This window comes from Lactococcus sp. S47 (assembly GCF_016517475.1).
GTDB classification, from domain to species: Bacteria; Bacillota; Bacilli; order Lactobacillales; family Streptococcaceae; genus Lactococcus; species Lactococcus lactis.
Genome location: NZ_JACVUB010000005.1, coordinates 126,180 through 139,816, shown reverse-complemented (window position 1 = coordinate 139,816; position 13,637 = coordinate 126,180). Strand labels below are relative to the sequence as shown.

General features: G+C 34.0%; 16 protein-coding genes. 4 read left to right on the top strand and 12 right to left on the bottom strand.

The window, feature by feature from the left end:
• Nucleotides 1–13: 13 nt before the first annotated feature.
• From IAE52_RS06890 to IAE52_RS06870, 5 genes are all read right to left on the bottom strand, one after another.
• A complete protein-coding gene (locus IAE52_RS06890; RefSeq protein WP_010906251.1) occupies nt 14–1,153 on the bottom strand; it encodes a nicotinamide-nucleotide adenylyltransferase in 1,140 nt (379 codons plus the stop codon).
• Nucleotides 1,140–2,117, bottom strand: a complete 978-nt coding sequence (locus IAE52_RS06885) for a D-2-hydroxyacid dehydrogenase (protein WP_109991321.1) — start codon at nt 2,115–2,117, stop codon at nt 1,140–1,142. The genes IAE52_RS06890 and IAE52_RS06885 overlap by 14 nt, the downstream gene beginning before the upstream one ends.
• Before the next feature lie 197 nt (nt 2,118–2,314).
• A complete protein-coding gene (locus IAE52_RS06880; RefSeq protein ID WP_021721751.1) occupies nt 2,315–3,607 on the bottom strand; it encodes a U32 family peptidase in 1,293 nt (430 codons plus the stop codon).
• Between the two features lie 255 nt (nt 3,608–3,862).
• The gene (locus IAE52_RS06875) at nt 3,863–4,030 is read right to left on the bottom strand and encodes a hypothetical protein (RefSeq protein WP_004254670.1); all 168 of its coding nucleotides are present in this window, start codon (nt 4,028–4,030) and stop codon (nt 3,863–3,865) included.
• A 136-nt stretch (nt 4,031–4,166) separates the two neighbouring features.
• Complete coding sequence (locus IAE52_RS06870; protein WP_004254664.1) at nt 4,167–5,090, bottom strand: peptidase U32 family protein; 924 nt, start codon at nt 5,088–5,090, stop codon at nt 4,167–4,169.
• 220 nt (nt 5,091–5,310) lie between these two features.
• Here IAE52_RS06870 and IAE52_RS06865 point away from each other — a divergent pair, with 220 nt between their 5' ends.
• Nucleotides 5,311–5,592, top strand: coding sequence for a DUF3270 domain-containing protein (locus IAE52_RS06865; protein WP_004254660.1), 282 nt, complete (start codon nt 5,311–5,313; stop codon nt 5,590–5,592).
• Nucleotides 5,593–5,615: 23 nt separating this feature from the next.
• On the opposite strand, the gene IAE52_RS06860 is transcribed toward IAE52_RS06865, so the two are convergent.
• Nucleotides 5,616–6,437, bottom strand: coding sequence for a putative RNA methyltransferase (locus IAE52_RS06860; RefSeq protein WP_033900793.1), 822 nt, complete (start codon nt 6,435–6,437; stop codon nt 5,616–5,618).
• A gap of 117 nt (nt 6,438–6,554) precedes the next feature.
• On the opposite strand from IAE52_RS06860, the gene IAE52_RS06855 reads away from it, so the two are divergent.
• Entirely contained in the window at nt 6,555–7,181 is a 627-nt protein-coding gene (locus IAE52_RS06855; protein WP_017865091.1) for a copper homeostasis protein CutC, read from the top strand.
• Between the two features lie 38 nt (nt 7,182–7,219).
• On the opposite strand, the gene IAE52_RS06850 is transcribed toward IAE52_RS06855, so the two are convergent.
• The 3 genes from IAE52_RS06850 to IAE52_RS06840 are packed head-to-tail and all read right to left on the bottom strand — an operon-like array spanning nt 7,220 to nt 10,826.
• Nucleotides 7,220–8,239 carry an ABC transporter permease gene (locus IAE52_RS06850; RefSeq protein ID WP_085623776.1) on the bottom strand — a complete coding sequence of 340 codons (1,020 nt, stop codon included), beginning with the start codon at nt 8,237–8,239 and terminating at the stop codon, nt 7,220–7,222.
• Complete coding sequence (locus IAE52_RS06845; protein ID WP_109991322.1) at nt 8,232–9,002, bottom strand: ABC transporter ATP-binding protein; 771 nt, start codon at nt 9,000–9,002, stop codon at nt 8,232–8,234. Before IAE52_RS06845 ends, IAE52_RS06850 begins: the two co-directional genes overlap by 8 nt.
• Nucleotides 9,003–9,020: 18 nt before the next feature.
• Nucleotides 9,021–10,826, bottom strand: a complete 1,806-nt coding sequence (locus tag IAE52_RS06840) for a glycerophosphoryl diester phosphodiesterase membrane domain-containing protein (RefSeq protein WP_109991323.1) — start codon at nt 10,824–10,826, stop codon at nt 9,021–9,023.
• A gap of 277 nt (nt 10,827–11,103) precedes the next feature.
• Between IAE52_RS06840 and IAE52_RS06835 the strand changes: the two genes are divergently transcribed.
• Both IAE52_RS06835 and IAE52_RS06830 read left to right on the top strand, forming a co-directional pair.
• On the top strand, nt 11,104–11,505 hold the full coding sequence (locus IAE52_RS06835; protein ID WP_004254651.1) for an HIT family protein: 402 nt from the start codon (nt 11,104–11,106) through the stop codon (nt 11,503–11,505).
• Nucleotides 11,506–11,517: 12 nt separating this feature from the next.
• A complete protein-coding gene (locus tag IAE52_RS06830) occupies nt 11,518–11,739 on the top strand; it encodes a hypothetical protein (protein ID WP_010906257.1) in 222 nt (73 codons plus the stop codon).
• A gap of 11 nt (nt 11,740–11,750) precedes the next feature.
• Here IAE52_RS06830 and IAE52_RS06825 read toward each other — a convergent pair whose 3' ends face one another.
• The 3 genes from IAE52_RS06825 to rplK all read right to left on the bottom strand — a co-directional run bounded on the left by IAE52_RS06825 (nt 11,751) and on the right by rplK (nt 13,585).
• On the bottom strand, nt 11,751–12,095 hold the full coding sequence (locus IAE52_RS06825; protein WP_004254648.1) for a hypothetical protein: 345 nt from the start codon (nt 12,093–12,095) through the stop codon (nt 11,751–11,753).
• Between the two features lie 78 nt (nt 12,096–12,173).
• Nucleotides 12,174–12,863: a 50S ribosomal protein L1 gene (rplA, locus tag IAE52_RS06820; protein ID WP_004254644.1), complete on the bottom strand. Its 690-nt coding sequence runs from the start codon at nt 12,861–12,863 to the stop codon at nt 12,174–12,176.
• 296 nt (nt 12,864–13,159) lie between these two features.
• On the bottom strand, nt 13,160–13,585 hold the full coding sequence (gene rplK, locus IAE52_RS06815; RefSeq protein WP_004254643.1) for a 50S ribosomal protein L11: 426 nt from the start codon (nt 13,583–13,585) through the stop codon (nt 13,160–13,162).
• Nucleotides 13,586–13,637 lie beyond the last annotated feature (52 nt).

Here is a 13,637-nt window from a genome sequence, read left to right as displayed (position 1 = left end):
GCTGTCAGTAAAATTAATAACTCAATCGGTCAATTTTTACACCAGTATATTCGTGAACAGCATCAATTGCATGATGATAACGTGTTAAATAACCTTCTTGGTCTCTATGGTCTCCTTCGTCATCTAAAATAACAACTTTATCCATTAAACCAAACTCAGCTAATTGACGCATCAATTCTTCATGGAATTCATGACGTGATTCTTCCCATTCCATATGACGAAAGCCGTCATCAATATATTCTGTAATTGGTGGAATGACTAAAATTAAATCCATTCGTTCATCGGCAATTGTTTTCTTGAATAGAGGTTCAAGCTGTTCGAAATCTTCTCTAGGTAAGTATAATTTAGCGTACACTCTGGTCACAATGGCATCAGTATCTAAAAAGACAATTCCTTGGTTAGCAGGCGAATTGACTTCGCGAGAATTTGCATCATATTGACCTGTAATCATTCGAGCATAGTCATCCATTTTCAACTCATCATCATCAATATTAAAAGCTTCTTCATATTCTCTAGCGTATTCTTCTGAAAACGGGGCATTAATGGAACGTGCCAAACGGCGAACAAGGGTTGATTTACCTGTTGAAGCTGAACCCATGACGGTTACAATTTTCGAAAAATGTCTTCTAAAGACGCGATTAATGTGAGTCCAGTGTTCTTGCGGATTTTCTCTAATTTGTGTGGCTGATAGTGAAATATCATGTCTGTCAGCAATTTCAACAGCATATTGATTCCCGTCAGCTGGAAATCGTTTCTTCAATTCTGCTGCGTATTCTAATTCGCCGACATAAAAAGTGACTGATAAATCTCTCTCCAATGTATTATGATGAATCAATTCAAATAAACGATTTGCCCATTCGTCCCAACCATTAGGCATTTCTGGTAAATCATTTTCATTAAGCATCGAAACTTTAATATTTTCTTCATCATTAAAAGCTTCACGCAAATAACGAAATCGTTTCTCAAGAGGTAAGCCAATTTGAGCACCACGGTCATTATCATAACCAGAAACGACAAGCAAGACCCCGTCATTCAAACTCGCACATTTATAGATTTGTTGCTGATGCCCCGTATGTAGAGGAGCAAAAGTTCCAAAATAAATACCGATATTTTTTCCACTTAATTTTGATTTTGAAATATTATTTGTGAGCATTTCGTTTATATCCTGTTTTCATATCAACAATATTTGTCAATTCCTTACCATTTGCATAGGCATCGAGATTTTTTTTCAATATTTTCATAAAGCGACGCCATGTTTCAGGAAGAGTATAACCGCCAGAAGCATGAGGAGTGATTAATAGTCTTTCTGTATGCCAAGCCCGGTGACCTTTAGGCAATGGTTCTGGGTCGGTCACGTCAATTCCTGCCCCAGCAATTTTTTTAGACTCAAGAGCATCACACAAGGCTTCTAAATCGACATTTGTTCCCCGACCAACATTTAGGAAAATAGCATTTTCTTTCATTAAATCAAATTTTTCTTGATTAAATAATTTATAAGTTTCATGGGTCCCAGGGACACTTGAAGCAATAATATCAGCTCTCGGTAAAACTTTGTCTAGGTCAGTTTCGGCATAGACTTCATCAGCAAATTCTTCATCACCATAAACAGTTCGTTTGACTGCAATGACATGACCTCCCAAAGCTTGAATCTTTTGTGCAAAGTGACTTCCAATATCACCTAAACCATGAACCAATACTGTTGAGCCATAAATAGATTGAATCTGACCAATATTTTCCCAGATTTCTTTTTCTTGTTGTTTTTGATAAAGGTCAAATTTTCTTAGAAGAACGAAAGCCATTGTTAGTAAATGCTCAGAAATCGTAAGTCCATAAGTTCCTGTTGCATTTGTCAAAACTACCTCTTGAGGAAAATTTGCTCCTTGAGTATAACCATTGGTTCCAGCTGATAAAAGTTGGAGCCATTTTAAATTTTTATATTTTGCTAATAAATCAGGCTTTGGCAGACCAACTAATACTTCTGTTTCCATAAAATCTGATTCTGTCAGCTCTTCTTCTTTTTTAAATTGAAACTGGTAAGCTTTATTTTTCTTGAAAGCCGCTTTTGTTTCATCTGAAAAATTTAACCAAACATTTTCTAAGGCAATTGCTTTTATCATTGGGACTCCTTTGTATAAAATGAATTTTAAAGACTACTTAAAGAGAATAAAGTCAAGCCTTGTTTTCTTTATCTTCTTTCTTTGATTATAGCACTTTGCCTTAATTTTATAAAAAATAGAAGTTTGACAATTCTGAAATTATCAGTCCTAAAATGATATAAAAGAGAATTTCAGCAAAAATTCTCTTTTTATTTTTATTAAGCTCGTACTGTTTTAGCAAGACCTGTTTTTTTATCATAAAGATTAATCAAACCTGAGCCATTTTTACGAATCATATCCCCTGCTTTAACCGCAAAAGGAACATCAATATGTAAAAGGGTCATTGGGTTTGGTGCACGGTCAATATGTTCATCTGTTTCTGCCAAACGAAGATTTTTGACCATTGTTTCCACGTGGCGGAATCCTGGGCCATAAAATTCAATTTGGTCACCTTCTGTAATAACATTTCTTTGACGAATTGTAGCTACCATTGTTTCAGCATCAAAGGCAACAACTTCTCCGACGAATTTGTACTCAGGAATTTTACGACGAGCCCCAAAGAGTTGTTTATTTTCATCAGGCGTTCCATAATAAAAGCCAGTATCTAATTCACGTTGAGCTACTTTCCATAATTCATCAACTAAGGCTGGTTTTATTTCTTCAAAACGTTCTGGTGATTCCAAATAGGCATCAATAGCTGCTTTATAAACGTTAGAAACTGTTGAAACATAGTGAATTGATTTCATTCTTCCTTCGATTTTAAGCGAATTAACTCCATTTTCAATCATATCAGGAATATGTTCAATCATTGACATATCAACGGCTGACATTGAAAATTCTTCAGTGACTTCACCGGTAATCGATTTTCTCTCGCCAGCAAATGGCATATCATATAAATCATATTTCCAACGGCAAGATTGTGAACATCCCCCACGGTTAGCATCACGCATACTCATATAATTTGACAAGACACAACGTCCTGAGTATGAAATACACATGGCTCCGTGAACAAAAGCTTCAATTTCAACATCAGTATGTTGACGAATTTCTCTTAACTCTTCTACAGAAACTTCACGCGCTAAAACAACGCGTTCAAGTCCTAAATTTTTCCAGAATTCTAAGGTTTCATAGTTAGTAGCAGACGCTTGTGTTGACAAGTGAATGGCCAAACCTGGTGCTTCAGCAGCGCAGATGGCAATCAAAGCAGGGTCAGAAACGATAACCGCTGAAATTCCTAAATCACGTAATGTACGGAACCATTCGCCCGCCCCTTTTTCATTTCCTTCATGTGTCACCATATTGGCTGCTACATAAACTTTAGCGTTGTGGGCACTTGCATAAGCGACCCCTTCAGCCATTTCTTCAAAAGTAAAATTACCTGCGCGTGAACGTAAGCCATAGGCTTGTCCACCAATATATACTGCGTCTGCGCCATAATCAATAGCGACTTTTAGTTTTTCGAGTGTTCCTGCTGGTGCAAGCACCTCTGGACGTGTTTTTGTAATTGACATGTTTCAATTCTCCAATTTTCAAGATTGTAAGTATTTTGAAAAGGCTCCAAAAAGAAAAATCTTAGTCAAATTTATTGTCAGTAAATTTGCGAGCCAAAACTTCTTTGTTTCTTTATTTTACAGGATTTCTTGCCAAATTTAAACCTTCAAATGTGACAAAGTTCTTTGACATTATGTTGCTTATCTCTCATTTTTACTGACAGAATTATTGATAAAGCTTTTTACATTTCTGTCAGTAAATCCTCTATTTCAACTTTATTTTCCTGATTTTCTCATATCATTTATAACGAAAAGAATAAGTACCCCAATAATCAATATGAGCGTCAAAATTATTTTTTCTCTTGTTCCTGGGTCAAAGAACAAAATAATGAGCCAGACAATCAGTATCAGCAACGGAAAAAAATATTTTTGAAATTTAATCATTATTTTCTCTCCTAAAGAGTTAATTTAAATTTTTATGAATTTTATTTAAAATTAATTATAAATGATTTACGAACCTTTGACAATAGTTTTTCATCAAAAAAAAGCTGTCAGTAAATGAACAACTTCTTTTCTTTTTTTATTTAATGGCATCTTTGTCCAAATCATAGAAACCGTGTGATAGTGTCCGTCCTGCTGGATGTATTTTTCGTATTTCTTCATCTAGTTGGAAAGCCTTAAGTTCTGTAAATTCGCCTGCTTCAATCAGCTTTTTAGCTTCTACAAAAAGTTTGCTTATCGCTACAAAATCTTCACCACGAGTAAAAATTCCATCCAATTTCCAATGGTCATAACCCATTGCTACTAAATCTGAAAGTTCTGTCATCATATCTAAATCATCATTAGCAAAAATATGCGTCCCGTGATTATCTTCAAAGATTGAATAATGTGTATCAACTTTCTTAGGTTCAGAGACAAAAAGATTTCTTTCTCTGTCTTTGCCTTTTTCTTCAGTCTTGATGAAATTATAATAGTTTTGCACCAATGGACGTTTGCTATGATGAATCACTGTTGCACCATAAACTAAAATTTCGCCTGGTACAGCTAGTTCATCGGTCATATCAGCAAGTTCTTCTTTTGGCAATTCACGTGCAAGAACAGCTTCAATTGCCCCTTGTTTGGCCCAAAAATTAACTTGGCGGGCAGAAGCAACCATGGTTGAGGCATCATAAGTAAATGGTAACTCATATTTATCACGTTGCAAAACAAAAATCACACCCGCATCGCCTACTGCAATTCGGTCAGCTTTAATTTCAACTAAGAAATCTAAAAAATCTTTTATTTTTGCCATCATCTCTGTATGCATCAGAGCATTGACCGCGACAGTCACTGTCTTTCCTGCATCATGTGCAAGTTCTGTAATTTTTTGAATCTCTTCGTTGGTTAAGGCAGTTGGTACGCGTAAACCATAATTTTTTTCACCAATGTATAAACGGTCGACTCCAGCTTCGAGCAATGCTTTAGCTTGCTCTAGGCTTTCTGCCGTAGAAGTAATAGTAATCATAGTGATAATTATATCATATTGTTCTCTTACACGTTTTTTCTAATTCATCCTCTTACTAAAATTTACTACTCAAAATGATATTTATTCATAAAAAAGTATAGGTTAATTTTATTTTAACCCAAATGAAACTAAATAGTAATGCATTTAAATTTCGAGTAACGTAAACCTTTGCTTTTTATACTATAATTGATTACATAATATAGGAAAGTGCTAGAAAATTATGGAATTAAAGAATTTAAAAGATTTTTATGAGAAGCAAGAATATGTCGATTATAACGAAAGTAAAAATTTTGAGCAAAGACAAGTCAACAAAAGAATTGAAGAATTAAGCTTCTTCACGAATATTGCTGTTTTCTCAATTTTTCTTGTTTTTACTACTTACATTTTGGTGAGTTTATTGGCAAGCTGGATTGCTATTCCAGTTTCTATTGTTCTCTCGCTTGCTCTTTATATTTCCGTGAAAAAAGGAATTGCTAAAGCGATTAAATTTATGATGAAATAAAAACTGTCTAATAGACAGTTTTTTTATTTTATTCCAATTAAAATTTGCACATGAATTCTCGCTGTTTTTGGCGGATTTTCCTTTGCAAATTTTTTTCTTTCCTCAGAAACTGACCATTCTAATGGACTCATCAATAAGAAATCTTGACGCAAATTTTCTGGAATTTCAAAAGTATAATCAATTGTTTGTTGAGTATTCTTAGGAAATTCTTCTTTAAAACGCTCAATAACTGCTTGATTATCATAATCAACTGGAAGTTGATAAACTTCTCGCAACTCACGTAAATAATTTCTGTCAGGAATAATTTTAATGACCCGGCCATTTTCTGTCAGAACTCGATGAAATTCTGCATAATTTGAAGGCGTAAAAATATTCAAAATTACTGACAGACTTTCGTCAGCAAAAGGGAGATTAGTTAAATCAGCTAAGGACAGAAAACTTTTCGTATCTAATTCGGTTGCCATTTCAATTCCATCTTTAGCAATATCAAAAGCAAACTTCGCCCCCGCACCCTCTAGGAATTCTAAAAATGAACCTTCACCTGTTCCAACATCAAGTAAATTTCCACTGACAAATGATTTTTGAATTTCTGTCAGTAAATTTTGATACATCCCTGCTTGAATTAGGCGTCTACGTGGTTCAAACATTTTACGCGTATAATGCTCTGTGTCAGCTTTTGTTTGTAAAAAATTAACATAACCTTTCTTGTTTAAATTATAAGTATGATTATTTTCACATTTTAAGGCATAGGATGCCAATTGAAATTTACCATGACAAATTGGACATCTCAACATTTCCACATTTTCTTCTAAAAGTAAATAAGCTTTTTCAATTTTTTTTAACATAGTTCTATTCTAGCATAATCACTTTCATTCTTTTTATTCAAAATAATTCTTGTAATTTTTTTAAGTTAAACAAGATAATCATGTTATAATAATTTTAGTAGATGAAAGGAAGAAATTATGATTATCCGAGAACTTTGCCTTGAAAATTTTACCAAAATTCCTCAAGCGCTTCAAGCCGGCGTTGAGAGAATTGAACTTTGTGACAACCTCGCCGTTGGAGGAACCACTCCTTCTTATGGTGTCATTGAAGAAGCTGCCAAATATGTTGCCGAAAGTAAGACAACTCTTGCTGTCATGATTCGTCCTCGCGGTGGTAATTTTGTTTATAATTCTCATGAACTTAAAATTATTGAAACTGACACCCTTAAAGCTGTTGAAGCTGGTGCCCAAAACATTGTATTTGGTGCCCTTACTCCTGACAATGAAATAGATACTGACGCACTTGAAACAGTGAGCATTGCCGCACAAGGGCTCCCAATCACTTTCCACATGGCTTTTGATGAAGTCACTGATCAAGAAAAAGCAATTGACCAACTTGTCGAATTTGGCGTAGATAAAATTTTGACGCACGGTGGGCCACTTGACCAACCCTTAAATACTGACAAACTTAAAAGTCTCATTGACTATGCTAAGGGAAAAATTAACATTATTATTGGTGGGGGTGTCAATGCTGAAAACTTTGAAAACCTCGCTCAATTAACCGGAACAAATTATGTTCATGGCACAAAAATTATCAAATTATAAATAAAAAGTTACTGACAGACATTCTATCAGTAACTTTTTTATTTATTTTTAAGTCGGAATCTAACATAAAATTTTGTCAGTAAAAAGTTCGTAAGTAATATAATCAAACTCAAGAAAAATGGTCGAACAAAAATTAATGACAGAATCAATTCAACAATTGTCACAAACATCATCACTCTAAAAATAAGCACCCGTAAACCAGCTGTTTTAGCCGCTTTTTTCAGTGGATAAATTCTTGTTAAAAGTTGATAATCAAAAGCCGTTTGTAATGATAAAAGTTGAAAAATAAGCAAATAGTTAAATACAACCACCATAATAATGGCAACAATTCCATTATTAATAAAAATCATCGCTAAAATTGACAAAATAAGTAAACGAATCGTTAAACCAAGATAATCTCCTGAGCGTAAAAAACTTCTTGTAAATAGATACTCATAAGTTCTTTTTGTTTTCGTCAGTAGAAAATCAAGATATTTCCGACGATGACTGTGTGATTTAAGTCCCTTAACATTAGTAAACAGTGAAAATAATCTTAAAGTTCCTGTTTTTCGTCCCTCTTCTAAATCAATCAAGAAAGCCCAATCCAAAAGTCCACTTTTTTGAGAAGACCAAATTTTGTAAGCCAACCAAGCCGCTTTGATTGCGACAAGTAAGACGAACCAAAGGACTAAGAAAATAGGATTAAATCTTAATAATGGAGCAGCAATCAAAACCAAAAGTGCTGACACAACTGCTGGAATAATCAAAGAGCGGATTAAACATTTTACTAAATATGCCCGAACTTCCATTTCTTTTGTCAGTAAAAAAACTTTATCTGGACTCTCAATAAATGTTGCCAAACTTCCCACAATTTGACTAGCCAAACTGGTCAAAATAACTAAAATAATTTTGCCCCATAAATTCAGCTGATGAATTTGTAGAAAGTTAATGTACTGAACTACCAAAGCTCCTAATAAAATCATCAGGAACAAAACAAAATGGTCATTAAAAACATAACGAAGATATTTTATATTTTGCTTATACCAAAGGTTACGTCGTTTTTTTAAAATTTCATTCATTTGACTTTCCTGCCTCTACAACTTCTTTAGAGTTTGGAATATTTCCTTTTGTTAAGGCAAGATAAATTTCATCTAAACTTGCCTTAGGCTGATTAAATTGAGTCCGTAATTCTTCTACTTTTCCAAAAGCAACAACTTGACCTTCATGCAAAACAATAAATTTATCACAGAATTTTTCAGCTGTGGACAAGATATGTGTACTCATTAAAATCGAACTTCCAGATTTTTTCATGTCAATCATCAAGTCAATCAAATCCTGAATCGCAAGCGGGTCAAGTCCCATAAAAGGTTCATCAACAATATAGAGCGAAGGTTCCACTAAGAATGCGCAGATAATCATCACTTTTTGTTTCATCCCTTTTGAAAAATTCACAGGGAACCAATCTAATTTATCACTCAAGCGGAAAGTTTCTAATAATTTTTCAGCACGTTCAAAAGCCAAGTCAACAGAAATCCCGTAAGCTAAAGCTGTCACCTCAATATGTTCACGCAAAGTCAATTCTTCATACAAACTTGGTGTTTCTGGAATGAAACCAATTTTTCTACGATAGCCTTCTAAATCTTGTTGTAAAGTTAAGCCGTCTAATTCAATTTGTCCAGAATAAGGAGTCAAAAGTCCAATAATTTCTTGAATTGTCGTCGATTTTCCTGCACCATTTAAACCAATGAGTCCAACTAACTCACCTTCTTTAATTTCAAAATTAAGGTCTTTTAAGACAGGATGCCCCAAATAGCCACCTGTTAGATTTGTTACTTTTAACATACATTCCTCTTTTCAATCTTATTCTATATTTATTATTGAAGTCATTCTTAAAATACGTTGCGCATAGCTCGGATTATCATCATCCTCGGCGATAACTTCTTTTAAGTCATCAAGATTATCTGTAATAATTCCATCTACTCCATTGAACATCTGTTCTCTCATATCCGTTTCGTCATTGACCGTCCAAGCAAAAACCATCTGCTTTCTTGCCTGAGCTTTATCCACAAAACTACTATTGAGTGTTGTGGCCTCCATGGTATAGGCCGACATCTTAGTTTGTGGGAAAAGTAAGTTGAACGGAAGGATGAAACTCACTTTAATCTTAGGATTAATTTTTTGTTCAATTAAAAGAGCATTATAATCTAAAGAATGAATCATAGCCTTATCTTTTAAAAGACGTGCACCATATTTTTTACTAAAATTTTCAACCATCTTTGGAGAATCAAATGGAGAAACTTTAATCTCAACCAGTAATTTTTGGTTAACTTTTTCAGCAGCCGCTAAATAATCATCAAAACTTGGGATTAAAGCCTTTTTCCCATTTTCCGAAACAACTGTATTCGTCAATTCTGCTAAGGTAAGTTTTTGTGGCGGAATATCAATTCCAGCTAAATCTTTTAAAGTTGGATCATGGAAAACAACAAATTGATGGTCTTTTGTTTCCTGAATATCCATTTCAACATAATCTGGTTTTGATTTAGCCGTAGCTTCCATGGCTGGAATTGTATTTTGCACCCCATTTTCTTCATCAACTCCCCGATGTGAAATGGTTAAAGGGACAGTATCCATAAATCCTTCAACATAAGTCCAGCTCACTAAAGCAAAAATTAAAACAGCTAAAGTAGAAAAAATTATTTTATATTTTCTTCTAACTTTCGGAGATTTTTTTACTACTTCTGAAATTTCAAAGGCTTCCAAGTCAGCTTCTCTCATCAAGTAACTAAAAAGCATGACCAAACTCAAGGTAGATATAATAGAGCTTCCCAACCAAATCAAATCCAGTATTGACACTGCTCCCACAAGGGCAAAAGAAGTTTTATCCAAATAATCTTGGGCAAAGTAGCCGCCAATAAAAAGAAGCCCCTGCATTATTATACTAAATAAACCGATAAGTCCAAAATAAACAGATAGTCTGAAAAAATTTCTAACTCCTTTTGTTCGTTTTAAACTTTCTTTTATTGCTACTTTCAATGATTGACCTTTTAAAATCATCAGTGGAAGAGTCAAAATTAAACGGGTACTAATCCAAAATGTTATAGCATAAAATAGGAACAAAATTAGCATATTTTGCCAACTTTTAAAGAAAAATTCAAATGTAAAAACAGGAATTTTAATTTTCGACAAAAGTGGCGTACTAAAGACATAACGTCCAAAAGGAATAATTAATAGAAAATAAAATACGAAAAAGACTAATTGTTGAATTCTGACATTTTTAAGATCCGAAATAACTTGCCTAAATAAACTTTTTAAACTAAAAGTTCTCGCCTGAATCAAACGAATTCCTTGAAACTGAACGATGAATTGCAGATAAACCAAAAAGATGAGCACAAATAAGACAACTACGAGCCCCAAAACTCCTAAGAAATGCTGCTGAAGCAAGTTTCCAAGATTATTATAAGAAACATAAGGAATTCCACTAACTCGCATAATAAGCTCAGAAATGGATTCTAAAAGTGGAATAATAACAAGTGTGATGACTATAGTTGCCACAACAAAAATCGAAAGATATTCAAACCAAAACTTAGAAAACTCTCGCAAATATTTAAAAATCAAACCAAGTGGCCGATTAGCATTCTTTTTCTTCTTAGCTTTTTTTCTCACCATACTCCTAAACTCCCCATACTTTCTCTAAACAGAAGAATAATTTTCATTACATTATATCAAATTTATAAAATAAAAAATGCTTAAATTTAAGTTATAATAAATAAAAGTTTTATTTATTATAACATATTTGAATTTCCCTTTTTCGGCAATTCCCTTACGATTTAGTAAGTTTCAGCATTATTACTGGGATTTTTAGCTTATTTATAATATAATCTAAGTATATTATAAGTTTTGACTTTGAGTAAAGAGTCATTATTACTACTGGAGGACCTATCAAATGGAAGATTGTATTTTTTGCAAAATTATCGCTGGTGAAATTCCTAGCACCAAAATTTATGAAGATGATGATGTTCTTGCCTTCCTTGATATCACTCAAACAACTAAAGGGCATACATTAGTGGTTCCCAAAAAACATTATCGCAACATTCTTTCAATGACAGGCGAACAATCAGCTGAACTTTTCAGCAAAGTCCCTTTTATTGCCAACAAAATTGTTAATAATCTTCATGCTAAAGGGATGAACATTTTACAAAATAATGAAGAAATCGCTGGTCAAACTGTTTTCCATACTCATATTCACCTTATTCCTCGTTTTGATGAAAATGATGGTTTCGTTGGAAAATTCACTGCTCATGATTATGATTTAGCTGAAATTGCTAAAGAAATCAATGGCCAATAAAAGGACATTACTATGATTGAATTATTTAAAGACTTAAAAAATATCATTGGCGAGTTGTCAGAAGAAGTCAACACGATGAAAGTAAATGTGGAACGTGTTCAAGAAGAAGGTATCAAAGCAGAAAAAGTTGGAAAAGATATTCAAAAAAAAGTAGATGAATTTCAAATTTCCATCCAACCTAGAGTTGAAAAAATTAATGAACTTGTTAATCAAATAAATAAAAGAGTTGAATAATTTCAACCCTTTTATTTTTTTGATTTTTCTTGATGTTTATAAAACTGTCTCCCCCAGAAAATCCCCAATAATTGGGACAAGACAAAACTAACAACTATGACCAGCATTTTTTCGACATCATGATGTTGAATGTAAGTAAAGGTATGTTGTGAAAAATATAGAATACTTATGAATATAATATTAATAATATTCATTCCAATAATTCGCCAATGTCTTCCTTTGGTACTTTCCCAAAAACTGATAAAAAGAATGAGAATGGTAACGACCTCTAATCCAATCAGCGTCAGGTTTAGAACTTGAAAAAGATAGGCAATTGCAAAGATAATTGTTGTATAAGCCCATAGAAATAATAACATACCTCATTCTAGCATGTTTTTTTATATTCTACAATAAATAAAAAAAGAGAAAAATATTTTTCTCTTTTTTTATTGTTATTAGAATGATGCAGAATCAACTTTAACACCAGGACCCATTGTAGTTGTAACAGAAAGGTTTGTGATGTAAGCTCCCTTAGATGCAGCAGGTTTAGCAGCTGCAATTACAGAGTTCAAAGCTTTAAAGTTTTCAACAAGTTTTTCTGTATCGAATGAAACTTTACCGATTGGAACATGAACGTTACCAGCTTTGTCAGCACGGTAGTTAACTTTACCAGCTTTTGATTCTTCAACTGCTTTAGTTACATCCATAGTAACTGTACCAGTTTTAGGGTTTGGCATCAAGTTACGTGGTCCGAGGACACGTCCAAGACGTCCAACAACAGCCATCATATCAGGTGTTGCGATAACAACGTCGAAGTCCAACCATCCACCGTTGATTTTAGCAACGAGTTCATCAGAACCAACGAAGTCTGCACCAGCTGCTGTAGCTTCTTCAGCTTTCGCACCTTTAGCGAAAACGAGAACACGAGCAGTTTTACCAGTACCGTTTGGCAATACCATTGCTCCACGGATTTGTTGGTCAGATTTTTTAACGTCGATGTTAAGGTTGTAAGCAACTTCTACAGTTGCATCAAATTTTGCAAATGAAGTTTCTTTTGCAAGTGCTACAGCTTCTTCTACGCTGTATAATTTAGTTGCGTCGATTTTTTCAATCGCTGCGCGCAATGCTTTACTTTTTTTAGCCATTTCTATTTTCTCCTTGTGGTAATATCGGTTGTCTGTCTTCCTTGTTGCATTTAAAAGTCCGCTCTATTGCGCTCAAAGGAAGCTATTTTCTCGCTCCGCGCCGCTCAGATGAACTAATAGTACTTTTATAACAACAAGAGTAACAGCCTTCCACTAAATGTGTGGATTGCATGTGTGACTTTTTCTGAATTTACAAAATGTAAATCTCGAAAATTCAGTCGAAGTACGAGGCGACAGGTTCCGAAGCCTACCTAAGTAGGTGAGGGTTCTGTCAACGAAGTAATTCGTCTAAATTTTTAGTCAGTAACAGTGAATCCCATAGATTTTGCAGTACCTTCAATCATTGACATTGCAGTTTCAACTGATGACGCGTTAAGGTCAGGCATTTTAAGTTCTGCAATTTCTTTGATTTGTGCTTTTGTAACTGAAGCAACTTTTGTTTTGTTAGGTTCACCAGAACCTTTTTGAACGCCTGCTGCTTTTTTCAAAAGAACTGCTGCTGGAGGAGTTTTTGTGATGAATGTAAATGATTTGTCATCATAAACTGAGATAACAACTGGGATGATCATACCAGCTTGGTCAGCTGTACGAGCGTTGAATTCTTTTGTGAATCCCATGATGTTAACACCTGCTTGACCCAAAGCTGGTCCAACTGGTGGAGCTGGTGTTGCTTTACCGGCAGGGATTTGTAATTTAACGAGTTTTTCTACTTGTTTAGCCACGATAAATTCTCCTTATATTTTGTTTTCGTGATGTGGTATGATGCTGTATTTT